The 26,215-nt window shown below is 74.5% G+C and carries 24 protein-coding genes; 10 read left to right on the forward strand and 14 right to left on the reverse strand.

The window, feature by feature from the left end; all coding sequences use genetic code 11:
• Positions 1-24: 24 nt before the first annotated feature.
• The 6 genes from ABZY33_RS22605 to ABZY33_RS22630 all read right to left on the reverse strand — a co-directional run bounded on the left by ABZY33_RS22605 (position 25) and on the right by ABZY33_RS22630 (position 6,453).
• The gene (locus ABZY33_RS22605) at positions 25-1,950 is read right to left on the reverse strand and encodes a GAF domain-containing protein (protein ID WP_356493427.1); all 1,926 of its coding nucleotides are present in this window, start codon (positions 1,948-1,950) and stop codon (positions 25-27) included.
• A 22-nt stretch (positions 1,951-1,972) separates the two neighbouring features.
• A complete protein-coding gene (locus ABZY33_RS22610) occupies positions 1,973-2,761 on the reverse strand; it encodes a 3-hydroxybutyrate dehydrogenase (protein WP_356493428.1) in 789 nt (262 codons plus the stop codon).
• Between the two features lie 54 nt (positions 2,762-2,815).
• On the reverse strand, positions 2,816-3,295 hold the full coding sequence (locus ABZY33_RS22615) for an NUDIX domain-containing protein (RefSeq protein WP_356493429.1): 480 nt from the start codon (positions 3,293-3,295) through the stop codon (positions 2,816-2,818).
• Between the two features lie 29 nt (positions 3,296-3,324).
• Positions 3,325-4,935, reverse strand: a complete 1,611-nt coding sequence (gene lnt, locus ABZY33_RS22620; protein ID WP_356493430.1) for an apolipoprotein N-acyltransferase — start codon at positions 4,933-4,935, stop codon at positions 3,325-3,327.
• 82 nt (positions 4,936-5,017) lie between these two features.
• Complete coding sequence (locus ABZY33_RS22625) at positions 5,018-5,581, reverse strand: hypothetical protein (RefSeq protein WP_356493431.1); 564 nt, start codon at positions 5,579-5,581, stop codon at positions 5,018-5,020.
• An 86-nt stretch (positions 5,582-5,667) separates the two neighbouring features.
• Positions 5,668-6,453, reverse strand: coding sequence for an aspartate/glutamate racemase family protein (locus ABZY33_RS22630; protein ID WP_356493432.1), 786 nt, complete (start codon positions 6,451-6,453; stop codon positions 5,668-5,670).
• 58 nt (positions 6,454-6,511) lie between these two features.
• Here ABZY33_RS22630 and ABZY33_RS22635 point away from each other — a divergent pair, with 58 nt between their 5' ends.
• Entirely contained in the window at positions 6,512-7,684 is a 1,173-nt protein-coding gene (locus ABZY33_RS22635) for a glycosyltransferase (RefSeq protein WP_356493433.1), read from the forward strand.
• A 20-nt stretch (positions 7,685-7,704) separates the two neighbouring features.
• Here the strand turns inward: ABZY33_RS22635 and ABZY33_RS22640 are convergent, their stop codons facing one another.
• Positions 7,705-8,958, reverse strand: coding sequence for a TerD family protein (locus tag ABZY33_RS22640; protein WP_356493434.1), 1,254 nt, complete (start codon positions 8,956-8,958; stop codon positions 7,705-7,707).
• A 272-nt stretch (positions 8,959-9,230) separates the two neighbouring features.
• On the opposite strand from ABZY33_RS22640, the gene ABZY33_RS22645 reads away from it, so the two are divergent.
• The 4 genes from ABZY33_RS22645 (at position 9,231) to ABZY33_RS22660 (ending at position 13,802) form a co-directional block, all read left to right on the forward strand.
• Positions 9,231-9,674 carry a DUF6643 family protein gene (locus tag ABZY33_RS22645; protein ID WP_356493435.1) on the forward strand — a complete coding sequence of 148 codons (444 nt, stop codon included), beginning with the start codon at positions 9,231-9,233 and terminating at the stop codon, positions 9,672-9,674.
• Between the two features lie 60 nt (positions 9,675-9,734).
• Complete coding sequence (locus tag ABZY33_RS22650; RefSeq protein WP_356493436.1) at positions 9,735-10,556, forward strand: MOSC N-terminal beta barrel domain-containing protein; 822 nt, start codon at positions 9,735-9,737, stop codon at positions 10,554-10,556.
• Positions 10,557-10,660: 104 nt separating this feature from the next.
• A complete protein-coding gene (locus ABZY33_RS22655; RefSeq protein ID WP_356493437.1) occupies positions 10,661-11,266 on the forward strand; it encodes a hypothetical protein in 606 nt (201 codons plus the stop codon).
• 127 nt (positions 11,267-11,393) lie between these two features.
• On the forward strand, positions 11,394-13,802 hold the full coding sequence (locus tag ABZY33_RS22660; protein ID WP_356493438.1) for a right-handed parallel beta-helix repeat-containing protein: 2,409 nt from the start codon (positions 11,394-11,396) through the stop codon (positions 13,800-13,802).
• Positions 13,803-13,809: 7 nt separating this feature from the next.
• Here ABZY33_RS22660 and ABZY33_RS22665 read toward each other — a convergent pair whose 3' ends face one another.
• Complete coding sequence (locus tag ABZY33_RS22665) at positions 13,810-16,188, reverse strand: hypothetical protein (RefSeq protein WP_356493439.1); 2,379 nt, start codon at positions 16,186-16,188, stop codon at positions 13,810-13,812.
• 220 nt (positions 16,189-16,408) lie between these two features.
• On the opposite strand from ABZY33_RS22665, the gene ABZY33_RS22670 reads away from it, so the two are divergent.
• Entirely contained in the window at positions 16,409-17,236 is an 828-nt protein-coding gene (locus ABZY33_RS22670; RefSeq protein WP_356493440.1) for a DeoR/GlpR family DNA-binding transcription regulator, read from the forward strand.
• A gap of 112 nt (positions 17,237-17,348) precedes the next feature.
• Here the strand turns inward: ABZY33_RS22670 and ABZY33_RS22675 are convergent, their stop codons facing one another.
• The gene (locus ABZY33_RS22675; RefSeq protein WP_356493441.1) at positions 17,349-18,509 is read right to left on the reverse strand and encodes a PLP-dependent cysteine synthase family protein; all 1,161 of its coding nucleotides are present in this window, start codon (positions 18,507-18,509) and stop codon (positions 17,349-17,351) included.
• A 316-nt stretch (positions 18,510-18,825) separates the two neighbouring features.
• On the opposite strand from ABZY33_RS22675, the gene ABZY33_RS22680 reads away from it, so the two are divergent.
• A complete protein-coding gene (locus ABZY33_RS22680) occupies positions 18,826-19,140 on the forward strand; it encodes a hypothetical protein (protein WP_356493442.1) in 315 nt (104 codons plus the stop codon).
• Between the two features lie 205 nt (positions 19,141-19,345).
• On the forward strand, positions 19,346-19,858 hold the full coding sequence (locus tag ABZY33_RS22685; protein WP_356493443.1) for an ATP-binding protein: 513 nt from the start codon (positions 19,346-19,348) through the stop codon (positions 19,856-19,858).
• Between the two features lie 34 nt (positions 19,859-19,892).
• On the opposite strand, the gene ABZY33_RS22690 is transcribed toward ABZY33_RS22685, so the two are convergent.
• Entirely contained in the window at positions 19,893-20,219 is a 327-nt protein-coding gene (locus ABZY33_RS22690; RefSeq protein WP_356493477.1) for an SHOCT domain-containing protein, read from the reverse strand.
• Positions 20,220-20,390: 171 nt separating this feature from the next.
• On the opposite strand from ABZY33_RS22690, the gene ABZY33_RS22695 reads away from it, so the two are divergent.
• Both ABZY33_RS22695 and ABZY33_RS22700 read left to right on the forward strand, forming a co-directional pair.
• On the forward strand, positions 20,391-20,978 hold the full coding sequence (locus ABZY33_RS22695) for a TetR/AcrR family transcriptional regulator (protein ID WP_356493444.1): 588 nt from the start codon (positions 20,391-20,393) through the stop codon (positions 20,976-20,978).
• A gap of 14 nt (positions 20,979-20,992) precedes the next feature.
• Positions 20,993-21,577 (forward strand): DUF4865 family protein, encoded by a 585-nt coding sequence (locus ABZY33_RS22700; protein ID WP_356493445.1) that lies wholly within the window; start codon positions 20,993-20,995, stop codon positions 21,575-21,577.
• A gap of 437 nt (positions 21,578-22,014) precedes the next feature.
• Here the strand turns inward: ABZY33_RS22700 and ABZY33_RS22705 are convergent, their stop codons facing one another.
• From ABZY33_RS22705 to ABZY33_RS22720, 4 genes are all read right to left on the reverse strand, one after another.
• Positions 22,015-23,268, reverse strand: coding sequence for an ROK family protein (locus tag ABZY33_RS22705; protein WP_356493446.1), 1,254 nt, complete (start codon positions 23,266-23,268; stop codon positions 22,015-22,017).
• A gap of 84 nt (positions 23,269-23,352) precedes the next feature.
• The gene (locus ABZY33_RS22710) at positions 23,353-24,003 is read right to left on the reverse strand and encodes an alpha-ketoglutarate-dependent dioxygenase AlkB (RefSeq protein WP_356493447.1); all 651 of its coding nucleotides are present in this window, start codon (positions 24,001-24,003) and stop codon (positions 23,353-23,355) included.
• 433 nt (positions 24,004-24,436) lie between these two features.
• A complete protein-coding gene (locus ABZY33_RS22715) occupies positions 24,437-25,288 on the reverse strand; it encodes a class II fructose-bisphosphate aldolase (protein ID WP_356493448.1) in 852 nt (283 codons plus the stop codon).
• A gap of 32 nt (positions 25,289-25,320) precedes the next feature.
• Positions 25,321-26,205: an SIS domain-containing protein gene (locus ABZY33_RS22720; RefSeq protein ID WP_356493449.1), complete on the reverse strand. Its 885-nt coding sequence runs from the start codon at positions 26,203-26,205 to the stop codon at positions 25,321-25,323.
• Positions 26,206-26,215: the final 10 nt, after the last annotated feature.

Here is a 26,215-nt window from a genome sequence, read left to right on the forward strand (position 1 = left end):
CCCGTACGGCGCGCGCGTACGGGGTCAGCGGTGGTCCGGGCCCGCCAGCCGGTGCAGCCGCAGCGCCAGCTGGATCTCCAGCGAACGGCCGGGCTCCTGCCAGTCCGGGCCGAGCAGCCGGCCGATCCGCTCCAGGCGCTGGGCGACGGTGTTCACGTGCACGTGCAGCGCCTCCTTGGTGCGGGCCGGGCTCGTCCCGGACGCGAAGTAGGCGTCGAGCGTGCGCACGAGGTCGGTCCCCCGGCGTTCGTCATAGGTGACGACCTCGCCGATCGTGCGGTCGACGAAGCCGCCGATGTCCCGGCTGTCGGCGAGCAGCAGCCCGAGGAACCCGAAGTCCTCCGCGGCCGCGCCCTCGCCCGCCCGGCCGAGCAGCCGCAGCGCGTCCAGGCAGCGCCGTGCCTCGGCGTAGGCGTGGGCGGCGGTCTCGGCGCGGGCGACCAGGTCCGCCACCGGGGCGGAGGCTCCGACGGTGACCGTCTCGTGGATCGCGGCGGAGAGCCGCTCGGCCACGTGCGCGGCCATGCCGGACGCCGTGCCGCCGGAGCGCAGCGGCAGGAGCAGGACCGTGCCGCCGTCGCGCGCCGCGGCCAGCCCGTGCCGGGTCGCGGCGAGGTGGTTCGCCGCCGACCACAGGCGGCGGCGCGCGGCGGCCTCGGCCTCGGCGTCGGCGTCGGCGGCGCCGGCCGTCTCTAGCCGTGCGGCGAGCACGACGTGGGTGGTGCCCAGGTCGGCGTGGAGGCGCGCGGCCCGCTCCCGCAGCAGGCGCGGATCGCGGTCGCGGGCGTCGAGCAGGTCGTCGAGCAGCTCGCCCCGGACGCGCTGTTCGGCCTCGGAGGCGGAGCGGCGGGCGAGCAGCAGCAGCGACGTGACCATGGCGGCGCGCTCCAGGGTCCGCTGGTCGACGGGGTCGAGCCCCGGCTGCCCGCGCAGCACCAGGGCGCCGAGGAGTTCACCGCCCGCGGCGACCGCCGCGACCCAGTCGGCGCCGAGGCGCACCGCGTGCCCTTCGGTGCGGGAGACCTCGACGGCCTCGCCCGGGGCGGTGTCCGCGTCGGTGAACTCCACCGTGCCGTCGAGCACCTGGGAGACGGCGGCGGCCACGTCGTGCACGCCGCCGCCGCGCAGCACCAGCTCGGCGAGGCGGTCGTGCACGTCGGAGGCGCGCTCGATGACGCCGCTGCGGTCCCGGATGATCTCGTTGGCCCGCTCCAGCTCGCCGAGGGCCTCGCGGGTCTCGGTCAGCAGGTTCGCGGTGTCGATGGCCGCGGCGGCGAGCGCGGCGAACGAGCCGAGCAGCGCGATCTGTTCCCGCTCGAAGACCCGCGCGCGCCGGTCGGCCGCGAAGAGCACTCCGATCACGTGCGAACCCAGCGTCAGCGGTACCCCGAGGATCGCGACGAGGCCCTCGTCCTGGACCCCGGCGTCGATGGTGCGGGTGTGCTGGAAGCGCACGTCCTGCCCGTAGTTGTCGGTGACGTAGGGCCGCGCGGTCTGCGCGACGAGGCCGCCGAGTCCCTCCCCCATCCCGAGGCGCAGTTGCTGGAAGCGGGCCGCGACGGACCCTTCGGTGACCCGCATGCAGGTGTCGCCGCGCGCCGGGTCGTTCAGTGTCAGGTACGCCACGTCGGTGCCGAGCAGGGAGCGGGCGCGCTGCACGATGGCCTGGAGGACGGCGTCGAGGTCGCGCAGTCCCGCCAGGTCGTGGGCGGTCTCGAACAGGGCGGACAGCTCGGCCTCGCGGCGCCGCCGGCCCTCCATCTCCGCGCGCACCCCGAGCGCGAGCCGCTTGGCGTCCTCCAGCGCGGCGATCCGCGCGGGCGCAGCACCCTCGGCGCGGGCCAGCAGCACCGGCTGCTCGTAGGCGTCGGCGGAGGCGCCCCGGGCGAGCAGCTGGAGGTACGGGGCCTGCGCGTCACCGGCGGGTGCCTGCGGCGGGGGCTGCTCCATGCTCATCAGGATCGCCCGCGTCTCAGTGCGCGGTCCAGCCGCCGTCGAGCGTCAACGACGTGCCGGTTATGAACGACGCCTGCGGCGAGCACAGGTAGGCCACCGCCTCGGCGACCTCGGCCGGTTCGATGAGCCGCTTCAGGGCGCTGTCGCGCAGCAGCACCTCGCCGACCACCCGTTCCTCGGGAATGCCGTGCTGTGCGGCCTGGTCGGCGATCTGCCGCTCGACGAGCGGGGTGCGCACGTAGGCGGGGTTGACGCAGTTCGAGGTGACGCCGTGCGGGGCGCCTTCCAGCGCCGCGGTCTTCGACAGCCCTTCGAGGCCGTGCTTCGCGGCGACGTAGGCGCTCTTGTACGCGGAGGCGCGCAGGCCGTGCACGGACGACACGTTGACGATGCGGCCCCAGCCCTGCTCGTACATGTGCGGCAGGGCTCCGCGGATCAGCCGGAACGGCGCTTCCAGCATCACCGTGAGGACGGTGTGGAAGACGTCGGGCGGGAACTCCTCGATGGGGCGCACCAGTTGGATACCGGCGTTGTTGACGAGGACGTCGGCGCCGACCGCCGCGGCCTCGGCGGCGTCGAGGTCGGTGAGGTCCAGGACGTACGGTTCGATGCCGTCCGTCCGCCCGGCCAGCGTCGCAAGGCCCTCGGGGTCCCGGTCGACCGCGCGCACCTTGGCGCCGGCGGCGGCGAGCCGCAGGGCGCAGGCCCGGCCGATGCCGCCGGCGGCGCCGGTGACGAGGGCGGTGCGTCCGCCGAGGTCGAGCGGGGTGGCGTGGGGTGCGGCGTCAGGGGTGCGCGGGGTCATGGTCGCACCCTAGGCACCGCGCTGACGTCGCCCGATGTGGCCGGCACCCATACTTCAGCGCTCGCTCATGGTCGCGAACCATGCCGGCCCCTCGGAGTGGGCCTGTTTGATGCGCAGCAGCGCGTGGTCGCGCAGCGGCGGCAGCGCGTCGAGGGCGTACCAGGCGACCTCCAGGGACTCGTCGTCGTTCACGCGCGCCTCGCCGCCGGTGGCCCGGCAGCGGAACGTCGTGTCCATGAACTGGCACACGTCGCCGTTCGGGTACGTGAGCGGCGGCTCCGCCTGGACCAGGACGACGCGTTCGGCGACGCACTCGACGCCGGTCTCCTCCCGGACCTCCCGGACGGCGACGTCCGCGGGCTGCTCGCCGGGCTCGGCGATGCCCGCGGGCAGCTCCCACCGGCCCGTGTCGGCGCGGCGCCCGAGGAGCAGCCGGCCCGCATCGTCGAAGACCACGGCGGTGACGCCGGGCAGGTACAGCAGCTGGTGGCCGGCGTGGGCCCGGATCGCGCGGATGAACTCTGGAGTCGCCATGCCCTCGACCCTAACCGGGCGCCGGGGGCTCAGGCGTCCGAGCGCCGGCCGGTGCGGGCGCGCACGACGGCCCAGGCGAGGCCGCCGAGGCCGACCGCCACGAGCAGCGCCTCGGGCCCGGCGCCCAGCCGCGTGGCGAGGGTCCGCGCGGTGCGTTTGGGGACGTCGGCGACGAGGGTGGCGGCCTCGAACATCCCGGTGTGCTGCGCGACCGAGCCGTCCGGCCGGATCACCGCGCTGATGCCGCTGGTGACCGGGACCATGACGGCCCGGCCGTGCTCGACGGCGCGCACCCGGTCCATGGCGAGCTGCTGGTATGTCATCTGGCTGCGGTCGAACGTGGCGTTGTTGCTCGGCACGGAGAGGATCTGCGCGCCTTCGCGGACCTGGTCGCGCACGACGTCGTCGAAGGCCGCCTCGTAACAGGTCACGTTGCCGATCTTCGTGCCCGCCATGTCGAAGGCGACGGCCTTCTTGCCGGGGACGAACTCCCCGGCGCGGTCCACGTCCTTGCTGAAGATCCGGAAGAAGCTGCGGTACGGCATGTACTCGCCGAACGGTTGGAGGTGCCGCTTGTCGTAGACCGCGCCGGGGCCCTTCTCGGGGTCCCAGAGGATGAGCCGGTTGCGCGCCGAGCCGTCCTTCGCGGTGACGACGGCGCCGACCGAGATCGGCGCGCGGACGGCCCGGGCGGCCCGGCTGATCTCGTCGTACGCGTCCTGGTTGACGTACGGGTCGATGTCGGAGGAGTTCTCCGGCCACAGGACGAGGTCGGGCCGCTTCACCTCGCCCGCGTCGATCCTCGTCGCGAGCTTCATGGTCTCGCGCACGTGGTAGTCGAGCACGGCCCGGCGCTGGGCGTTGAAGTCCAGGCCCATGCGCGGCACATTGCCCTGGATGAGCGCCACGCGGGCGGTGCCGTCCTGCGCCGCGTTCGACACGAAGGGCGAGGTCGCGGCGCCGGCGATCAGCGGCGCGGCAGTCAGGACGGCAGCGGCGCCGACGGTGCCGTCCCGCAGGAGCCGCGCGCCGCGCGCACCGGCGCGGTACAGGCCGAGGCCGCGCAGGGCGAGCGCGGCGAGGCCGAAGCCGCACAGCACCACGGCGAAGCCGAGCAGCGGGGTGCCGCCCAGCGAGGCCAGCGGCAGGAAGACGCCGCTGGGCTGGCCGAAGGCGACCTTCCCCCAGGGGAACCCGCCGAACGGGAACCGGGCGCGCAGTGCCTCGTCGGCGATCCAGACGCCGGCGGCCCACAGCGGCCACAGCGGCAGCCGCGACACGTACGCGATGCCCAGGCCGGCCAGGGAGAGCACCAGCGCCTCCGCGACGGCGAGCGCGAGCCACGGCAGCGGTCCGACGTCGACGCCGGTCCAGGAGAGCAGCGGCACGAGGTAGGCCAGGCCGAGGACGAGCCCGAGGCCGAACCCGGCCCGCAGCCGGCGCCCGTGCACGGCGGCACCGAAGAGGCCGAACGACAGCGGCGCCAGCCAGGGCAGCTCACGCGGCGGGAAGCTCGCGTAGAGCAGCAGCCCGGCGGCGACCGCCAGGCCGACGGGCACGAGCCGTCGCAGGTGGGAGGGGCGAGCGGGGTGCGCGGCTGGCTCGTCCGACGGGGCGACGGAAGGTGCGGTGGCGGTCACCCGGGGAGTGTACGGCGCGTCCCTGTCGGCAGGACACGCCGGCCGGAGCGGCCCCTGCCGGTCGCACGAGCGGCGCGCGGGGTCAGATGCGGGGCTTGGCCTTCTTCGGCGTGAGGCGGTCGCGGATGTGCCGCACCGCGCTCTCCGCGTCGTCCACGGTCACCGTGAACTTGCGGCCGTCGCCGAGGCTGAGCACCAGGCCCTCACCGCGGCGCACCACGACGGCCATGCCGATCTCGGGGCGCCAGCGGTACCCCCAGCCGCCCCACTGCCGGGGCGTGACGGACGGCGCGAAGTCCGCGTCGACGACATCGGCGAGCGGGATGCGGCGCCGCGGCAGGCCGATGTGGCCGCAGCGCACTTCCAGGTGCTCCTTGTCTACCTTCACGGAGACGTGCAGGAACGCCAGGGTGCCGAAGAGGATGAGCAGACCCGCGGCGATCAGGCCGATCACGGACATGGCCAGGGCGGCGATGCCGGTGGCCCAGGAGCTGACCACGGCCAGTTCGATGCCGAGGGCCAGGCAGGCGAAGCCGCCCAGGGCCAGCAGCCACTGCACGCGGTTGCGTGCCCGGCCGGTCCAGATGTCGCTCGCGTGGGCGGAAGAGCGTCGCCCGGGGTGTTCGTCGGCGGCGTGTTCCCTCATGCGTACGAGCCTACTCATGTTCCCGGACGAAAGCACGGGGTAGCGGAGCGTGACCGTCCCGGCGCCCCGACCTCGCTGCCCGGCGCTCAGCCGACGTGGCTCACGGCCTGCAAGGAGCGTCCTTCGGCGTACGTGAGCGCGGCCGGCGGGAGCGTCTCCGTGCGGCCGCTGAGGAGCACGGTGAGGGAGCCCCGGGCGTCCGGCCGGGCCGGGGGCCGCTCGCCGATCCGGCGCAGGGCCTGCGCGGCGACGGCGCCGGCGCTGCCCAGCAGGGCGGGCGGGGCGGCGCCGGGCCGCCGCACCGCGGCCTGGATGCGCTCCGCCACCAGTTCGTAGTGGGTGCAGCCGAGGACGACCGTGCGCACGTCACGCGGGGTGAGGGCGGCCGCGGCCGCGACGGCCCGGTCGATGCCCTCCTCGTCGGCCCACTGCACCGCGTCGGCAAGGCCCGGGCAGGGCACTTCGGTGACCTCGACGCCCTGGGCGAACTCCCGGATCAGACCCCGCTGGTAGGGGCTGCCCGTGGTGGCGGGGGTGGCCCAGATGGCGACGGGCCCGCCTGCCGCCGCGGCCGGCTTGATCGCGGGGACGGTGCCGATGACGGGGATCGCCGGTTCGAGCCGGGCGCGCACGGCCGGCAGGGCGTGCACGGACGCCGTGTTGCAGGCGATGATCAGCGCGTCCGGCCGGTGCGCGGCGGCGGCCTCGCAGGCGGCGAGCGCCAGCCACCGGACGTCTTCGGGGGTGCGCGGGCCCCAGGGCATGCTGTCGGGGTCCGAGGAGAGCACGAGATCGGCGTCCGGCCGCAGGGTCCGTACCGCGACGGCGGCCGCGAGCAGTCCGATTCCCGAGTCCATGAGCGCGATCTTCACCCGGAAACCATAGTCGATAGGACCGACAGGGCCGCGGCCGTGGGGCAGACTGCGGCGGATGGACGTCGTTGTGTGGATCACCGCGGCCGCGTCGGCCGCGTGGCTGTGGCTGCTGTTCTGCCAGGGGTTCTTCTGGCGCACGGACCTGCGGCTGCCGCCGGGCGCGGAGCCCGCGCGGTGGCCGGACGTGTGCGTCGTCGTCCCGGCCCGGGACGAGGCGGCGGTCCTGCCGGACAGCCTGCCGTCGCTGCTCGCCCAGGACTATCCGGGCCGGGCGGAGATCTTCCTGGTGGACGACGGCAGTACGGACGGGACCGGCGAGGTGGCGCGGGAGCTGGCCCGGCTGCACGGCGGGCTCGCGCTGACGGTCGGCTCGCCCGGGGAGCCGCCCGCCGGCTGGACGGGGAAGCTGTGGGCGGTGCGGCACGGCATCGCCCTGGCACGCGCGCGTGACCCGGAGTTCCTGCTGCTGACCGACGCGGACATCGCCCATGAGCCGGACAGCCTGCGCACGCTGGTGGCGGCGGCGCACACGGGCGGCTTCGACCTGGTGTCGCAGATGGCGCGGCTGCGGGTGGTGAGCGGGTGGGAGCGGCTCGTCGTGCCCGCGTTCGTCTACTTCTTCGCGCAGCTCTATCCGTTCCGGCGCATCGCGAAGCGCGAGGCGCGCACGGCCGCCGCCGCGGGCGGCTGTGTCCTGCTGCGGACGCGGGCGGCCGAACGGGCCCGGATCCCGGACGCCATCCGGCACGCGGTGATCGACGACGTGTCGCTCGCGCGGGCCGTGAAGCGCTCGGGGGGCCACATCTGGCTGGGCCTCGCCGACCACGTCGACAGTGTGCGGCCCTATCCGCGCCTCGCCGACCTGTGGCGGATGGTGTCGCGCAGCGCGTACGCGCAGTTGCGGCACAGTCCGCTGGTGCTCCTCGGCACGGTGCTCGGCCTCGCGCTGGTCTACCTGGTGCCGCCCGCGGCCGTGTGCGCGGGCCTTGTCGCGTCCAGCGCCCCGACCGTGCTGCTCGGGGCGCTCGCGTGGGCCGTGATGACGGGGACCTACGTCCCGATGCTGCGCTACTACCGGCAGCCGCTGTGGCTCGCTCCGCTGCTCCCGTTCACCGCGTTCTTGTACCTGCTCATGACGGTGGACTCCGCGGTGCAGCACTACCGGGGCCTGGGCGCGGCCTGGAAGGGCCGTACGTACGCGCGCCCCGACCCGGCACCCGAGCAGTAGGCGGCGGGGGCGGCGCGCGCCTACTTGCGGCCCGGGCTCCAGTTCATGCCCCACCCGTAGACGCGGTCCACGGTGCGCTGCGGGCTGACGCCGCGGTCCGGGACGAGGTAGCGGGCCTCGCGCTGGACGGTCAGGTCGCCGCCCTCGTTGGTGATCAGGGCGAGCGCGCACACCGTGGAGGGCACCGTGCACTCGTCCAGGGAGAAGTCGATGGGCGCCCCGCCGCCCGGTTGCAGCGTGACCGTGGCGTGCAGGTCGGCGAAGCTGCGCGCCCCCTCGTAGATCGTCACGAAGACGAGGATGCGGCGGAAGGCGTCCTTGTGGTCGAGGTTGACGCTGAGGTTCTCGCCGGTGGCGACCGTTCCGCTGCGGTCGTCGCCGTCGAGGTGGATGTACGGGGGCTGGTGCAGCGCTCCGAAGGCGTTGCCGAGCGCCTGGACGACCCCCTTGCGGCCGTCGGCGAGTTCGAAGAGGGCGCACAGGTCGAGGTCGAGATCGCGGTGGAGCGCGGTGGCCCGTCCCCGCTTGCTTCCCCAGCCGCTGAACTGTTTGCGCACCTCCCAGTTGAGGTTGACCCGCATCGTGCCGGAGGTGCCGCCCTGTTTCGCCAGGGAGACGGTGGGCGACGCCTTGGTCAGCGTGACCTTGGTCAGGCGGACGGGCTCGGGGGCGGGGGCCGGCGGGGGCGGCGGACTCGCCGGGGCGGCCGGAGCGGCGGCGGGCGTGGGTGCGGGCGGCGGGGTGCGCTGCGGTTCGTCCACGCTGATGCCGTAGTCCGTGGCGAGGCCGGCGAGGCCGCTGTCGTAGCCCTGGCCGACGGCCCGGAACTTCCAGGCGCCCTGGCGCCGGTACAGCTCGCCCAGGACGAAGGCGCTCTCCACCGTCGCGTCGGCGCTCTCGAAACGGGCCAGTTCGGTGCCGGCCGCCGCGTCGACGACCCGGATGTACAGCCCCGGGACCCGTCCGAACGTGCCGCCGTCCGCGGACGCGGCGAGCACGATCCGCTCGATGACCGGCTCCACGCGCGCGAGGTCGACGACCAGCGTGTCCGTGACGGCGCCGTCCGCCGTGCTCTTGCCCTCGTGCCGGACCGCGCCGGACGCGTGCGCGGGCTGGTTGTAGAAGACGAAGTCCGCGTCGGAGCGGACCTTCCCGGAGACGAGGAGGAGGGCCGAGGCGTCGGCGTCGGGCACGCCGGGACCGGACCGCCACCCCAATTCGACCCGCACCGCGGGAGCCGGCACCGCGACATTCGCGCCTTTGGTCATTGTCATGTCTGCCCCCAACGTTCCTCTCCGGATTCCCGGCCAACCTATTCCCCGGCCCCCGAAAGACCCCAGAGACACGGGTGAAGATCACCGGTCCGCCCCCGTCGGCGACCCTCGGTAACCCGTCAGGAACGCGGCATTTACACGATCCTGGCGTCCCGTGACGACCGTTTTTGCCAAGTTCGCTCACATTGGGGACACGCAGGCCCGGCCGACACGCAAAAGAACCCTCTTATCGGTCTCCCCAACGACCACATCGTGGGCTTAACTTATGTGCCATGACCTCCCCCCGCTCCACCTATGGCGGCGGTTACTACTCCGCGCCGTCCTTCCCGGACACTCCGATCTACGACTCCCTGGTCGCAGAACGGGGCACTCCCCAGATCGCCCCGATCCGGGTCCCCTCCGCGTACGACACCGGGAGCCAGCTGCCCGCCCTGCCCTCGGCCCTGCCCGCCCTCCCGTCCGCGCCGTCGCCGCAGTACGGCTACGGAACCCAGCAGCACGCCCCGATGCAGCAGGTCCCGGCCGCGTACATCCCGCAGCAGGCCGCGCCCCGGGGTTACCAGCAGCAGGCCGCGCCCCGTGGCTACCAGCAGCAGGCCCAGCCGCAGCGCCCGGCCCCGGGCACCGGCTACGAGGCGATGCGCCCGGCCGCGCCCCGGCCCGCCCCGGCGCCGTACGAGGATCCGTACAACCGCCAGCAGTACCGCGGTTACTGACCCCGCCGCGTTCGCTCGCCCGCACCAGGGGCTGTCAGTGCCGGCTGGCAGGATGGCCCCATGTCGCAACCTGCACTCAGTTCGATACACGTCTACCCGCTGAAGGCGGTTCGGGGGCACGCGCCGCGTGAGGCGGCCGTGGAACCGTGGGGGCTCGCGGGAGACCGTCGCTGGGTGCTGATCGACGCCGAGAACAAGATCGTCACGCAGCGCCAGTACCCGCGGCTGGCGCCGGCCGCCGCCGAGCAACTGCCCGGCGGTATCCGGCTCCGCGCGCCGGGCCGGGACCCGCTGACGGTCGAGGTGCCCGAGCCCGCCGGCACGACCACCGTCCAGATCTGGCGGGACAAGGTCGAGGCCGTGCTCGCCGCCCCGGCGGCGCACGCCTGGTGGAGCGCCTACCTGGAGACGGACATCCGGATGCTGCACCTCGCCGACCCGGCGACCGGACGCCCCATCGACCCGCAGTACGCCGAGCCCGGCGAGACGGTCAGCTTCGCCGACGGCTACCCCCTCCTGGTGACCACCCTCTCCTCGCTCGACGCCCTCAACTCGCTGATCGCCCAGGGCGACCACGCCGACGAGGGCCCCCTTCCGATGAACCGTTTCCGGCCGAATGTGGTCGTCTCGGGGACCCCTCCCTGGGCGGAGGACGACTGGTCGCGCATCGCGATCGGCTCCGTCGCCTTCCGCATCACCAAGAAGTGCGGCCGGTGCGTCGTCACCACCACCGACCAGGAGACGGCGGAGCGCGGCAAGGAGCCGCTGCGCACCCTGGCCCGCCACCGGCGCTTCGGCGACCAGCTCTGCTTCGGGACGAACCTGGTACCCCTGACGCGCGGCACGGTGCGGGTGGGAGATCCGGTCACGGTGCTCGCATGAGCCCCGGCCGACGGGGGAACCCGGTGCCCCGGCACGCTCGTTGAAGGACAATGGCAGCATGTCGCTGTCCAGGTCCAGGACGGGGGTGGAAGGGGGTGCGGTCCGTGCGGGTGATCACCGGGCTCTGGCGCTGGCGCCACAATCCGCTGCGCCGCGGCACCGACCTGGCGGAGGCCTGGATCGCGCTCGTCGCGCTGGTCCTCGTCGTCGTCGGCGCACCGGCCGCCGGCACCGTCGCGGCCTCCATGTCCCGCGACGCCCTGTACCGCTCGGTCCAGGAGCAGCACGACCGGCGCCACGAGGTCATGGCGACCGTGGTCAAGAAGGTGGCGCAGCCGCCGCTCGACCCCGATCCGGAGACCTCCACCGCGCGGGACGCGCACAGCAGGGTCCTCGCGACCTGGACGGCGCCGGACGGATCGCGCCACCGTGACCGGGTCGTCGCCGGGCTCACCTCCCCGCGCGCGGGCGAGACCTTCCCGCTCTGGACCGACCGGCGGGGCCACGTCGTGGGCCGGCCGCTCGACCGGGCCACCGCCGCCACGCACGCGGTGCTCGCGGGGGTCGGCGCGGGCGTCGCCCTGACCGGCCTCGTGGAGGGCGCCCGCCGCCTCGTCCTGTGGCGCATGGTCCGCCGCCGGTACGCGCGCCTGGACCAGGCCTGGGACATCGCCGGTCCCGACTGGGGGCGGACGGGCGCGGGCAGCTGACGGGCTTCGGCCGCGGTCAACCGCCGTGCCCCGCGCACGCTACGGTGGACCCACCTTTCGCAGGACAGACGCCGGGCAGGGCGTGAGGACGGCCCGCGTATTGACGAGGTGGGGGCAGATCAGCGCCATGGCACAGGGCACGGTCCAGGTGACGCACACCGGCACATCGCGGTGGCGGCGCCGCACGGGTGAGTACGCGTCGCTGGCCGCCGCCCTGGAAGCGGCCGCCGACGGGGACGTGCTGACCATCGCCCCCGGCACGTACCGGGAGAATCTCGTCGTCCAGCGCGCCGTGACCCTGCGCGGCCCCGAGGGCTCCCCCGGCTCGGTGCGCATCGCGCCCGCCGACGGGGTGCCGCTGACCGTGCGGGCCTCGGCGACCGTCCAGGACCTGCACGTCGAGGGGCAGGACGCGGCGGCGCCCGCGCTGCTCGTCGAGGAGGGCGCCCCGGAACTCGTGGACATACGGGTCGTCACCCGCTCCGCCTCCGGGATCGAGGTGCGCGGCGGCGCCCGGCCGACCGTGCGGCGCTGCGTGGTGGACAACCCGGCGGGCATCGGCATCGCCGTCGTGGACGGCGGGGGCGGGGTGTTCGAGGAGTGCGAGGTCGTCGCCGCCGGGCAGGCCGGGGTCGCCGTGCGCGGCGGGGCCCATCCGCGCCTGGAGCGCTGCCGGGTGCACCACACGAGCGGCGCGGGGCTCTCCGCGACCGGTGAGCACAGCGGCCTGGAGGCCGTCGGCTGCGAGGTGTACGAGGTCAGGGGCTCGGGGGTGCAGATCACCGGCCGGGCCGCCGCCCACCTCACCGACTGCGACGTGCACCGCACGACGGCCGACGGCGTCACGCTCGACACGGACGCGGTGCTCACGCTCGCGGACTGCCGCATCCACGACATCCCGGAGAACGCGATCGACCTGCGCTCCCGGTCGGTACTGACGCTCACCCGCTCCTCCGTACGGCAGTTCGGGCGCAACGGTCTGTCGGTGTGGGACCCGGGCACGCGCGTGGACGCCAACCAGTGCGAGATCTTCGACAGCACGGGCGACTATCCGGCGGTGTGGGTGAGCGACGGCGCGACCGCCGTGCTCGACGCGTGCCGGGTGCACGACGTGCCGGACGCGCTGTTCGTGCTCGACCGCGGCTCACGCGTCGACGTCGTCGACAGCGATCTGACCCAGGTGCGCAACACGGCCGTGTCGGTGAGCGACGGGGCGAGCGCGCAGCTGGACGACTGCCGCATCCGCGAGGCCGCGACCGGCGCCTGGTTCCGCGACCACGGCAGCGGCGGCACCCTCGCCAACTGCACGGTGGACGCGACGCAGACGGGCGTCATCGTCACCAAGGGCGCCGACCCGACGATCGAGCGCTGCACGGTCACCTCGCCCGCGGAGGCGGGGTTCTACGTGTCCGCGGGCGGCCGGGGCACCTTCACCGGCTGCCGGGTCACGGGCAGCGGCGGCTACGGCTTCCACGTCCTGGACGGCTGCCGCACGACCCTGAAGAAGTGCCGCACGGAGCGGTGCGCGCGCGGCGGCTACGAGTTCGCGGAGGACGGCCCCGTCGTGGAGGAGTGCGCGAGCGACGAGAGCGGCGGTGTCCGCCCCGGCGGCTCCGCGGCCGCCGCGGAACCGGCCGTGCAGACCGCCACCCAGACCGTCGGGCTGCTCGCCGCCGTGCCTGACCAGCGCCCGGTCGCACCACAGGACGCGGCGTCGAAACCGGCGCGTGCGTCGAAGGACGTCCTCGGTGAACTCGACGCCCTGGTGGGCCTGGAGAGCGTCAAGCGGGAGGTGCGGGCGCTCACCGACATGATCGAGGTGGGGCGCAGGCGGCAGCAGGCCGGCCTCAAGGCGGCGTCCGTCCGCCGGCACCTGGTCTTCACCGGCTCCCCCGGCACCGGCAAGACGACGGTGGCGCGGCTGTACGGCGAGATCCTCGCCGGGCTCGGCGTCCTGGAACAGGGGCACCTCGTCGAGGTGTCCCGCGTCGACCTGGTCGGCGAGCACATCGGGTCGACGGCGATCCGCACCCAGGAGGCCTTCCAGCGCGCCCACGGCGGCGTGCTCTTCATCGACGAGGCGTACGCCCTCTCCCCCGAGGACTCCGGGCGCGACTTCGGCCGTGAGGCGATCGACACGCTCGTGAAGCTGATGGAGGACCAGCGGGACTCCGTTGTCGTCATCGTCGCGGGCTACACCGCGGAGATGGAGCGGTTCCTTTCGGTCAACCCCGGTGTGGCGTCCCGCTTCTCACGGACCATCACCTTCTCCGACTACGTCCCCGAGGAGCTGCTGCGCATCGTGGAGCAGCAGGCCGAGGAGCACGAGTACCGGCTCGCCCCGGGGACGCCGCAGGCGCTGCTCGCGTACTTCACGGCGCTCCCCAAGGGCCCGGCGTTCGGCAACGGACGGACCGCGCGCCAGACCTTCGAGTCGATGGTGGAGCGGCACGCGGGACGGGTCGCCCAGGTCGACGAGCCGGACACGGACGACCTCACGCTCCTGTACCCGGACGACCTGCCCGAGCTGCCCTGAGCCCCGCTCACGCCTCCGGTGGCCCGGCCTCCGGGCGCGGCTGCGGGACGCCCGGTCTGAGGCGGGCCAGCAGCCGCGCCCGCTCCTGCGCGAAGACCGGGTCGGCCTGGTAGTCGCCGTGGCCCAGGATCGGTGCGGGCAGCGGGTGTTCGGCGGTCCGGCCGTAGGCGAGCGGGTCGGGCAGGGCGGGGTGGTCGACGCCCGGACCGCAGCCGCCGGACAGGCGGATGGGGCCGCCGATCGGGTCGGTCTCGCGGTACAGGTTGCGCCAGCAGTCGACCTGCCGGTGCAGGGCGGCCAGGGCGCCGGGGCCGAAGTGCGCCGGGAACCAGCGGCCGTAGAGCCGCTCCAGCGGTGACCCGTAGGTGAGCAGTCCGACGCGCTTCCTCACGGAGGGCGGCAGTTGCCAGGCGGCGGCCGCGGCGAGGACGCTGCCCTGGGAGTGACCGGAGAGGATCAGGCGGCCGCCGGTGGCCCGGGTCCACGTGGCCATGCGCCAGGTCAGGTCGGGGACAGCGCGCTCGGCGTAGCAGGGGGGCGCGAAGGGGTGCGCGGCGCGGGGCCAGAAGGTGCCCACGTCCCAGAGGATGCCGATGGTGCGGCGGGCGGAGGGGTCCTTGTAGGCGCGCCGCCCCCAGGTGACGAACAGTATGAAGCCGAAACCGATCAGCCAGGAGCCGAGCGCCTGCGCGGTGTCCGCCGCGCCCTGGACGACGGAGTACGAGCCCTCGGCGGCGACGCCCGGCACCTCGCCGGTGGCCCAGGCGCCGGCCACGGCGAGGGCGCCGAGCAGCAGCGTCACCGACGAGACGACGCCGATCATCAAGGGGGCCTTGTCGGTGAGGGCGGCCCGCGCGCGGGTGCCCGCGATGCGCTGGGTGCGGGTCGGGTCCGCGGGTTCGCCGCTCGTGCCGGGACGGTCGTAGAGGTGGTAGTCGAGCGCGACCCTGGCCGTCTCGCGCTTCTTGAGGCGCGCGGTACGCAGGACGAGCGCGCCGCACAGGGCGGCGAGGACGACCAGCAGGGGCGGGATCATGGACGCCTGCCAGGAGAGCAGGACCGGCGGCCCGTCGATGAGGCCGCTGGTGCCGTCCAGCCAGTCGGCGACGCGCTGCGCGATGCCGCCGGTCATCACGCCGCCGAGGGCGCAGGCGAGCATCGCGGTGGCCGGGCCGCCCAGGCCGCGCAGGGCGGTGCGGGGGTCCGGGGCCCTGCGGTAGATCACCTTGGCGACGACGGCGAGGGCCACGACCGCCGCGGCCTCGACGAGGGCGATGCCGCCGAAGACCGCGTCGCCGGGCAGCCGCCCCGAGGAGCGCCACTGCGGGCGGGACCAGCCCGCGTACACCATGCTCAGCGCGAGCAGGAGCAGGGCGCCGTAGGGCAGGAGGCGGACGAGCGCGCGGTCCAGGGTGACGTCCAGGGTGTTCTCGCTGCGGCCGCGGTGGACGACGACGCCGATGACGGCGAGCGCCCCCGCGAGCAGGGCGCCGATGAGGACCCATCCGAGGAGGTCCAGGAGCGCGGGGCCGCCGGGCGCCCGGTCGTGGCGGGCCGCGGACGTGCCGACGGCCGCGGCGACGGTGAGCAGGCCCGCGGCGCTGTGCGCGGCGCGCAGCCGGGCGACGAGCCGGCGCCCGTACCAGAACCCGGGCCTGCCGAGGGCGTTGTTCGCCTCGCCGTCGTCGGGTTCGGGCTGGTGCGGCAGCGGCAGCTGGGACTCGTACGCGTTCCAGGTGCGGTGCGAGAGGTACCAGAGCAGGGCCGTCAGGGCGGTGGGCACAAGAGCGGCCAGCGCGAGGCGCCGGCCCGGCTGGCTCCACCAGCCGCCGTCGCCGTGCGCGTCCACGGAGAGGAAGCCGAGCCACGCCCGCCGGGCGCCGCACGCCGCGGTCCCCGCGCACTGCCATGCCGTCAGATCGAGCGCGACCTCGCAGGCCGCGGCGGCGAAGAGCACGGTGAGGGTGAGTCCGGCGAGGCGGACGAGCAGGCCGTAGAGGCGGACGGCGCCGGAGCGGCGCAGGGCGTCGGGGCGCATCCAGTGCGCGATGTTGACGACCATGAACGGCAGCAGCAACAGCCACAGGGCCCGGGAGCCGTTGCCCGAGGTGAGGTTGGACCACACGTACGCCTCGGGGACGGGTTTGCCGCGGTAGTCGTCCGGGCGGCGCTCGGCGTCGGCGTCCTCGACCCGGCGGAAGACCGCCGCGGTCTCGTCGCCGGAGACGCGGACCGTGCGCGGGTCGCCGAGCATCTCCTGGGGTGTGGTGCCGCCGACTCCGTGCACGAGCAGTTCCAGGGCGGTCTCGTCCGCCGCCGTCGCCGGGCCCGCCGGGCCCCGTGCGCCGGTCCGGTCCTGCTCGTCCTTCTGGTTCCCGAGCGTCATCTGCGTCCCCCGTTCTGACCACCTACCAGAATCCCGCTCCGGGTCGCGCGGGCGCACTCCCCGTCACGGAATCTCCCCGATCGTTGTGGCACCGATGCACCGGGCGCCGCCGTGCCGGTCCCCCGCGGGCGGGTGGGACGGCCGTCGGCGGCGCGTGCGAGGATGACGCAGCAGAGCGCGCCGGGTGGCGGGCGGGACGGGTGAAGGGATCCGACGGGACGTGAGCGAGAACCAGAACCTCCTCGCGGAGCAGCGCCGCGCCCTGATCCTCGACGAGGTGCGCCGGCGCGGCGGCGTCCGGGTGAACGAGCTGACGAGGAAGCTCGGCGTCTCCGACATGACGGTCCGCCGCGACCTCGACGCGCTGGCCCGCCAGGGTGTCCTGGAGAAGGTGCACGGCGGGGCCGTCCCGGTCGTCGAGGCGAGCACGCACGAGCCGGGCTTCGAGGCGAAGTCGGGGCTCGAACTGAGCGCCAAGGAGGACATCGCGCGCGCCGCGGCGACGCTCGCCGCGCCCGGCACCGCGATCGCCCTGTCCGGCGGTACGACGACGTACGCGCTGGCCCAGCAGCTGCTCGACGTGCCGGACCTGACGGTGGTCACCAACTCGGTGCGGGTGGCCGACGTGTTCCACGCGGCGCAGCGCAGCGCGGGCACCCGGCCGGGCGCGGCGACCGTGGTGCTGACCGGCGGTGTGCGCACGCCGTCCGACTCCCTGGTGGGGCCGGTCGCCGACCAGGCGATCGCGGCGCTCCACTTCGACGTGCTCTTCCTCGGGGTGCACGGGATCAGCCCCGGGGCGGGTCTGTCCACGCCGAACCTGGCGGAGGCGGAGACGAACCGGCGGCTCGTGCAGTCCGCGCGGCGGGTGGTGGTCGTGGCCGACCACACCAAGTGGGGGACGGTGGGCCTGAGTTCGTTCGCCTCCCTGGATCAGGTGGACACGCTGGTGACGGACGCGGGGCTGCCGGCCGAGGCGCGCGCCGAGGCCGGTGAGCACGTGCGGCTCGTCGTCGCGGGTGAGCCGGATCCCGGTACAGAGATCTGACGGCCCGGCAGCCCGCCACTCCTCCGGCAGGGCCGCTGTCCCGCTGGCGCAGTTCCCCGCGCCCGGGGGCTGAGAGCGCGGGCGCGGGGTCACGGACGGGACCCCGCGGCGCTCACGCCTCCCGCGTCGGCCACACCCCCGTGACCAGCAGCTGTTCGAGGGTCCGGGTATAGGGGCCGATGTCCAGGCCCTGGTCCCGCAGCCACGCGTCGGAGTAGTACTTGTCCAGGTAGCGGTCGCCCGGATCGCACAGCAGGGTGACCACGCTGCCCTTGCGGCCCTCCGCCACCATCTCCGCGACGATCTTGAGCGCGCTCCACAGGCCCGTGCCCGTCGAGCCGCCGGCCTTGCGGCCGATCGCCCGCTCCAGCGCCCGGACGGCTGCGACGCTCGCCGCGTCGGGCACCTTCATCATGCGGTCGATGGCACCGGGCACGAAGCTCGGCTCCATGCGGGGGCGGCCGATCCCCTCGATGCGCGAGCCGCAGTCGCTGGAGGCGTCGGGGTCGTTCTGCGTCCAGCCCTCGAAGAAGCAGGAGTTCTCCGGGTCGGCGACGCAGACGCGGGTGTCGTGCTGCATGTAGTGGACGTAGCGGGCGAGGGTCGCCGAGGTGCCGCCCGTCCCGGCCGTCGCCACGATCCACGTGGGGCAGGGATAGCGCTCCAGCTCCATCTGCCGGTAGATCGACTCGGCGATGTTGTTGTTGCCGCGCCAGTCGGTGGCCCGCTCCGCGTACGTGAACTGGTCCATGTAGTGGCCGCCCGTGCGGGCGGCCAGGGCCGCCGACTCCTCGTACATGGTCCTGGGGTCGTCGACGAAGTGGCACCGGCCGCCGTGGAACTCGATCAGGCGGCACTTCTCGGCGCTGGTCGTACGCGGCATCACCGCGATGAAGGGCACGCCGATCAGCTTCGCGAAGTACGCCTCCGAGACCGCCGTCGAGCCGCTGGACGCCTCGATGACGGGGCGGTCCGGCCGGATCCAGCCGTTGCACAGCCCGTAGAGGAAGAGGGAGCGGGCGAGCCGGTGCTTGAGGCTGCCGGTGGGGTGGGTCGACTCGTCCTTCAGGTAGAGGTCGATGCCCCAGTGCTCCGGGAGCGGGAAGCGCAGCAGATGTGTGTCGGCCGAGCGGTTGCTGTCGGCCTGCACCTTGCGGACGGCCTCTTTCAGCCAGCTCCGGTACGCGGCATCCGTGTGGTCGACGTCGAGCGTGGGGACCGGCTCACCGGCCGGGCCGTCGCCCGCCGGAGTGCCCTGCTGGGTCGTGCTCACCGCGCGGCTCCTTCGCGTCGTCCCGCGCGTCGGGCCGGAGGGGCCCGCACGGAGCGGGGTACCGAACGGCCGGTGCGGGGCCGGTCGGATCTGACCGGACGCCTCGATCATAGACACCTTCCTCACCCTTCTCACCTGCATAAACATGCCTTTGGGCGGCTCAAAGGCAGGGCTGGCGCAGGAGGGCACGCGCGGGCGGGGGGCGCATATTCTGGATGCGTCCGTTGCTCCGCTCCGCGGCCCCGCGCGTACTGGTGCTCCCGGGCAGGTACGTGCAGACTGCATCGCAGAGCGGGAGGAGAGGGGGCGGCGCACCATGGCGGAGCCGGAGTTCACGGCGACGGGCGTGCGGATCGGGCGGCGGCTGCGCTCGCTGACCCGGGCCGGTCAGATCCGGATCACGGGCGGCAGGCTCGAACTCCTCACCAGCTACGGCAGTGAGATCGACAGCGCTCCCCTGGACGAAGTCCGGGCGGGCAAGCCCTGGTTCGGCCCCGACGACCGGGCGACGGCCGAGGTCGACGGCCGTCGGTATCTGCTGCGGCTTGGCGGGCAGAGCAGGCAGGCGGGGCCGCCTGCGGTCCGGCAGTTCATCGAGGCCGTGCGCCGGGCCGGAACGCGCGCCACCTGACGCCGCTCACCGTCGGTGACGGCTGCGAAGTTGCACGCCCGCACCCCCTGGGCCACGCTGGTCACACATCATTACTCAGGGTGCACCGGCGATGACGCTGCGAACCAGCCCCGCCGGACATGTAGCGGGCGGTCCTGCCACAGCGTGAACGTACCGCTCGATCCGTTCTCGTCTTCTTCCGGACCTCATTCGGGGAGTCGCAGCCGTGATCAGCCAGCCGAGCAGGTATTGCACGGTGGAGCTCCAAGCCCTGCCGTCGCGGATCGGCCAGGTCCGCAGAATCGTGTCGGCGCAATTGCGCTACTGGCATCTCGATCCCTTGACCGATCTCGCCGCGCTCGGTGTCACCGAGTTGCTCTCCAACGTCCACCGGCACGCCGAGCCGGACAAGAGATGCACCGTGGAGCTCGCGCTGCGCGGCAGGCGGCTCACGCTGTCGGTCCACGACCACGATCCGCGGCTGCCCGTCGCGCGTGACCTGGAAGCCGGCGCGACATGCGGACGCGGTCTCGCGATGGTCGCGGCGCTCAGCGAGAGCTGGGGCGCGCGGCCGCACCGCGACGGCGGCAAGGTCGTCTGGTTCGCCCTGTCCGTGCCGTCCCCGGCGCAGGCCCCGCCGCCGCCCCCGCTCCACGGACCTGCGGCCGCCCTCTGTCCCGACGCGCCCGAGGTGCGCGTGTCGGAGCATGCTCCCGCCCGGTCGGCCGTCGCAGGCTGACCGGGCGGTGACGCCGTCTCGACGCCCTTCCACGTCAGGCGGCGCCCTTCTCGGGCGGGGTGCCGGTGGTGGCGTAGTGGCCGAACTCCTCGTTCAGGACCGTCAGCCGGCGCCAGTACTCGTCCTCGTCGATCTCCCCCGCGGCGAAGCGGCGGCCGAGCACGGCGAGGGGCGAGTGCTCGTCGGCCCCCCGGCCGCCGCGCCGGTCGGCGTGCGGTCCGGGCCGCCACGGTCCGCGGCCGCGCCAAGCGGTGCGGCGCAGCAGCGTGACGACGCCGACGGCGACGGCCGCCCAGATGAGCGGGAAGAGCAGGATCCACGGGCCGGGCCCGTCTCCTGCGAGGTGCGCGAGGGTCTGCATCCGACTCATCTCCCGGAGAGTTGCGTGTGCGGTGCGTGATGAGTCGAGCCTCGCGCCGATCGGGGGCGAAAGCGTCGTACGACCGGCGGCACCGCACGTACCTCCGATGGAGTAGGCGGACCGCTGCGGGTTGCCTCCCGCAGCAGAGTACTGTCGTATGTAACTACTGGTATGTACAGTCAGCGCATGAAGGACACTCCGGAGCGTCTGATCGAGACCACCCGCGAGCTTTTGTGGGAGCGCGGGTACGTCGGCACGAGCCCGAAGGCGATCCTGCAGCGCGCGGGTGTCGGCCAGGGCAGCATGTACCACCACTTCACCGGCAAGCCGGATCTCGCCCTTGCCGCGATCCGGCGCACCGGTGAGGAGATGCGGGCCGCCGTCGACCGGCTGCTCGACGCGGGAGGGCCGGCCCACGCGCGCGTGGCCGCGTATCTGCTGCGGGAGCGCGACGTCCTGCGCGGCTGCCCCGTCGGCCGGCTCACGATGGACCCGGACGTGCTCCTGAGCGAGGAACTGCGCGCACCGGTCGACGAGACCATCGCCTACGTCCGCGACCGGCTCGCCGAGGTACTCCAAGAGGGCGTGGACGGCGGGGAGTTCGATGCCGACCTGGTGCCGCGCGACCTCGCGGCGACCATCGTGGCGACCGTGCAGGGCGGTTACGTACTCGCGCGCGCCTCCGGAGACACCAGCGCCTTCGACGCGGGGGTGCGCGGACTGCTCGCCTTGCTCGCGTCCGGCGGCGACCACCTGTAAGGAGAAGTACGACCGTGTACGCGATGCAGTACGAGATCACGCTCCCCGCCGCCTACGACATGGGGCTCGTCCGCGAGCGGGTGGCGACCCGGGGCCACCTCCTCGACGCGTTCGCCGGACTCGGCGTCAAGGCCTACTTGATGCGGGAGCGCGGGGTGGCCGGCTCCCCCGTGAACCAGTACGCGCCGTTCTACCTGTGGACCACACCGCAGGGCATGAACTCCTTCCTCTGGGGCGCCGGCTTCCAGGGCATCGTGCGGGACTTCGGCCGCCCGCCCGTCCAGCACTGGACGGGCGTGGCCTACGAGGAGGGCGGCGCGGCCGGACGCCCCGCGCGCACCGCGGTGCGGCGGCGCACCCCGATCGCGGAGGGCGCCGAACTCCCGGCGCTGATGGCCGGGGCCGTGGCCGAGACGGCGCGCCTCGCGGCGACGGAGGGCGCGGTGCTGGCGGCCGCCGCCGTCGACCCGCGCGGCTGGGAGCTGATGACCTTCTCGCTCTGGGACCACGACGTCCCCGAGGCGCCGGGCGACCGGTACCAGGTTCTGCATTTGTCGGAGCCCGAGCGGGAGCTGCTGGTGCGTGGGAGGCATTGGTGAGCGGCGTCGTGCGGACCGTTCAAGGCGGCGTGGCGCCGGGCGCGTCGGGGGTGGTCGACGCCCATGAACACCTGGTCTTCCGCGGCCCGCCGCTGCCGGGCCAGGAACTGGACGACACGGGCCTTGCCCGGCGGGAGCCCGCCGTGTTCGCCGCGCTCGGCGGCGGGACCGTCGTGCGGTGGGCCCTGTACGGCCGCGGGCGGCGGGCGGGCCGGAGAGCTGCCCGGGCTCGCGGCGGCGCCCGGGGTGCGTCAAGCGGCCTATGAAACAGCCGAGTTGCTCGCCTCCCACGCGGACGATCCCGCCGAGCCGTTCGTGCGGGGCGCCGATCGCCGTTGGCGGTCCCCGGGTGAGCGGCGGCGGTGGTCGAGCGGGTCCTCGTGGCCGGTCCGGCGGCCGTGTTCGCGGTGGAGTGGGCGTAGCCGCCGGACCGGTGTTCAGGCGGAGAGCGCGCCCAGCGGGTCGTCGAGCGCGGGCTGCCAGGCCAGCTCGGCGGCCCCGACCAGGCTGTTGTGGTCGAGCGTGCACGCCAGGATGGGGACGCCGCCGCTGCGCCCCCACAGGCTGCGGTCGGCGACGACGGCGCGCAGCCGCTCCGGGGCGGCGCCCAGGAGGACGCGGTGCAGCCCGCCGAGGATGATCCGGTCCGGGTTGAGGATGTTGACCAGGCCCGCGAGGCCGAGCCCGAGCCGGTCGACGAGCGTCTCGACGGCCGTGCGCACCCCGCGGTCGTCCGGGGCCTCGCGCACCAGCGCGTGCGCCTGTTCCAGCAGGGAGCCGTCCGGGTCCGGGGTGCGGCCCGCCGCGGTCAGGAAGGCCAGCGGGTCGGCCTCGACGTCCAGGCAGCCGCGGCTGCCGCAGTGGCAGGGGCGGCCCTCGGGGTTGACGGTGAGGTGGCCGACCTCGAGGGCGAGGCCCGAACTGCCGGTGTGCAGACGGCCGTCGAGGACCAGGGCACCGCCGACACCGCGGTGTCCGGTGGCGACGCACAGCAGGTCGCGGGCGCCGCGCCCGGCGCCGTGCCGGTGCTCGGCGAGGGCGGCGAGGTTCACGTCGTTGGCGGCGAAGGCGGGGGTGGCGAGGCCCGCCTCGCGCACACAGTCGGCGAAGATCTGCCGCACCGGCGATCCGGCGGGCCAGGCCAGGTGGAGCGGGTTGAGGGCGGTGCCCTCGGGCTCCGCGACCGCGGACGGCACGGCGAGTCCGGCGCCGACGCAGCGCCGCCCGGTGGACTCCAGGAGCCGGACGCCGGCCTCCACCACCGAGCGCAGCACGTTCGCCGGATCGGCGTCGATGATCTCGCAGCCGGGGGTGGTGGCGACGATGCGGCCGCCGAGTCCGACGAGCGCCGCGCGGTAGCCGTCGGCGTGCACCTGCGCGGCGAGCGCCACGGGCCCGTCCTCGGCGACCGAGAGCCGGTGCGAGGGGCGGCCCTGCGAGCCGGCCGAGGCGCTCGGCCGGGCGTCGATGCGGATGAGGCCGAGCGCTTCCAGTTCGGCCGCGACGGCGCCCGCGGTGGCGCGGGTCACGCCGAGTTCGGCGGTGAGGACGGCGCGGGTCGGGGCCCGCCCGGTGTGGACGAGTTCGAGCGCCGGGCCGAGCGCGCTGCGGCCCCGCTCCAGGCGCGGGGGCCGCGCACCGCCGCCGCCCGCCGTGTGGCCCCCGTCCCCGGAGACCGCCCTGCCGCCCATCAGCAACTCCTCGCCCTGATCACGGTCTGGAATGGTATCCGGTGTGCGCCCCCCGCCCGCCCGCCCGGCGCGGCGCGGTGTCCGTCACAGACCGCTGACGCGCAGGGTGATGTTGAGCCGGCCGCGCAGGCCGAGTTCCGGGGGTGCGGTGCCGGGCAGGGTGCGCGGGACCCCGTGGTAGGCGAAGCGGGAGGCTCCGCCGAAGACGAAGAGGTCACCGCTGTGCAGGGTGACGTCCGTGTACGGCCTGGTGCGGGTCTCGGTGTTGCCGAACCGGAAGACACAGGTGTCACCAAGGCTGACCGAGACCACGGGCGCGGCGGACTTCTCGTCCCGGTCCTTGTGCAGGCCCATGCGGGCGTCCGCGTCGTAATAGTTGATCAACGCGATGTCGTACGTCTCGGCGGGCGCCGCACCGCCGTACGCGGCGGTCACCGCGCGCCGGCCGAGGTCGGCCAGCTCCGGCGGCATCGCCTTCACGGGCTGCCCGTCGCCGTCGACGGCGGTGCGCGCGTACCCGTACGGGAACCAGTGCCAGCCCAGGCCGAACTGGCGCACGGTCATCCGGCCGCCGCCGGGCAGGCGTACCTCGCGCAGCCCCGCGGGCGGGCGCGCCCAGCTCCGGCACGACGCGAGGAGGTCGCGCTGCTCCGCCCCGCCGAGCCAGTCCGGGACGTGGACGGCGCCGGGGGCGATCTCCTCGGGTCCGCGGGCGAACAGTGCGGGTCCGGTCATGCCCTCCATCCTGCGCCCTGGAGGCCCGGGCCGCACGGAGCCCTCCCGACGCAGGGCCAACTCGCGCCGCACGCGGGCGACATCGGCGGCGGGCCGCGTCGGCCGGTCCCGGCGGCCAGGTGGGCCGGGGCTCGTGATCGTGTCGGCGGGGCCCTCGATAAGCTCGGGCATCGCGCCGCTTCTCGTCTGCGTGTTCACACGTCGGGGAGAGGGGCGCGCGAGCCGGTGACGGGGTGGCCGCCCCGTCACCGGCTTTCTGCTGCCGGGCGGGTCCGGTGACGAGCGGGTGCGCCCGGGGTGCCGCGGCCGCGCAGGTGCGTGGCGCCAACCGGGCGCTTTCCGGCGAGAGTCGGGCCATGCACACGTACCGCGCACTCGTGTGCCCGGCAGTCCGGCTGCCGGGCACACGAGGGAGGGGCGGTGCGACGCGGGGTCAGCCGCGCAGCACCGTGATCAGTTCGCCGACGGTACGGACCATGGCCTCGCGCCCGACGGTGAGGTACTTGCGGGAGTCGACGGCGTCGGGGTGCCGCGCGAGGAACTCCCGGATGGCGCCGGTCATCGCGATGTTCAGGGCGGTGCCGACGTTGACCTTGGCGATGCCGCCGCGGACGGCCGCGGCGAGTTCACCGTCGGGCACCCCGGAGGAGCCGTGCAGCACCAGCGGCACGTCCAGGCCCTCGGCGAGCCGCTTGAGGAGGTCGTGGTCGAGGGCGGCGGTGCGGGTGGTCATGGCGTGCGAGGAGCCGACCGCGACGGCCAGGGCGTCCACGCCCGCGTCGGAGACGAACGCCCGGGCCTCTCCGGGGTCGGTGCGGGCGCCGGGCGCGTGCGCGTCGAGCGGTGCGGCCCCGTCCTTGCCCCCGACCTCGCCCAGTTCGGCCTCCACCCAGAGCCCGTTGGCGTGGCCCCAGTCGGCGGCGGCGCGGGTCGCGGTGAGGTTCTCGTCGTAGGAGAGACGGGCGGCGTCGTACATCACCGAGCTGAAGCCGGCGTCGACGGCCTGGCGCAGCAGGTTGTCGCTCTGGACGTGGTCGAGGTGGAGGGCGACGTCGACGCGGGCCCCCTCGGCGACGGCCGCCGCGGCGCGGGTCAGCGGCAGGAGCCGGCCGTAGCGGTAGCGGACCGCGTTCTCGGAGATCTGCAGGATGACGGGCGCGCCGGCGGTCTCGGCACCCGCGACGACGGCCTCGATGTGTTCGAGGGTGATGACGTTGAAGGCGGCGACGGCGCCGCGCCGGGCGGCGGCCGCGGCGACCAGCGTTCCTGTTGCTGCGAGGGGCACTGCCCCTCCTTTCACATGGCCGGTGGGTGCGGTCAGCTGGCGGTCAGGATCACCGAGCGCGTGAGGTGGCGGGGGCGGTCGGGGTCCAGGCCCCGGTGCGCGGCGACGGCGACGGCCAGGCGCTGGGCCCGCACCAGCTCCGCCAGCGGGTCGAGCCGGCCTTCGATCCACAGGGCGCCGGTCGCACCGACCTGCTCGGCCAGTCCCTCGGGCGCCTCGCCCAGCATCCAGGTGGCGGTGCCCGCGGTGGTGACGCTGATCGGACCGTGCCGGTACTCCATCGCGGGGTACGCCTCGGTCCACGACAGGGAGGCCTCGCGCATCTTCAGCGCGGCCTCGTTGGCCAGGCCGACGCTCCAGCCGCGGCCGAGGAAGGTGAACTGGGCGCACTCCACGAGCCCTTCGGGCAGCGGTTCGGCGAGCGCGGTGCGCGCGTCGGCGACGACCTGCTCGGTGTGGCGGCCGAGGTGGGCGCGGAGCAGGGTGAACGCGGTGGTGGCGAAGCGGGTCTGCACCACGGACCGTTCGTCGGCGAAGTCGAGGACCACGAGGTCGTCGGCGGCCTGGCTGATGGGCGTCTGCGGGTCGCCGGTGATCGCGGTGGTGCGCACCGATCCCTTGAGTGCGGCCAGCAGTTCGAGGACCTCGGTGGTGGTGCCGGAGCGGGTCAGCGCGATCACCCGGTCGTAGGGCCGCCCGGCGGGGAACTCCGAGGCGGCGAACGCGTCGGTCTCGCCCTGCCCCGCCTGTTCGCGCAGCGCCGCCACGGCCTGCGCCATGAACCAGGAGGTGCCGCAGCCGACGACCGCGACCCGCTCGCCCGCCTCCGGCAGGGCCGCCTTGTGGCTGACCGCCAGTTCAGCGGCGCGCGTCCAGCACTGCGGCTGGCTGTTCAGCTCGTTCTCGACGTGACTCATGCCCTACCCA

The sequence above is a fragment of the Streptomyces sp. NPDC006552 genome (assembly GCF_040611655.1).
GTDB lineage: Bacteria > Actinomycetota > Actinomycetes > Streptomycetales > Streptomycetaceae > Streptomyces.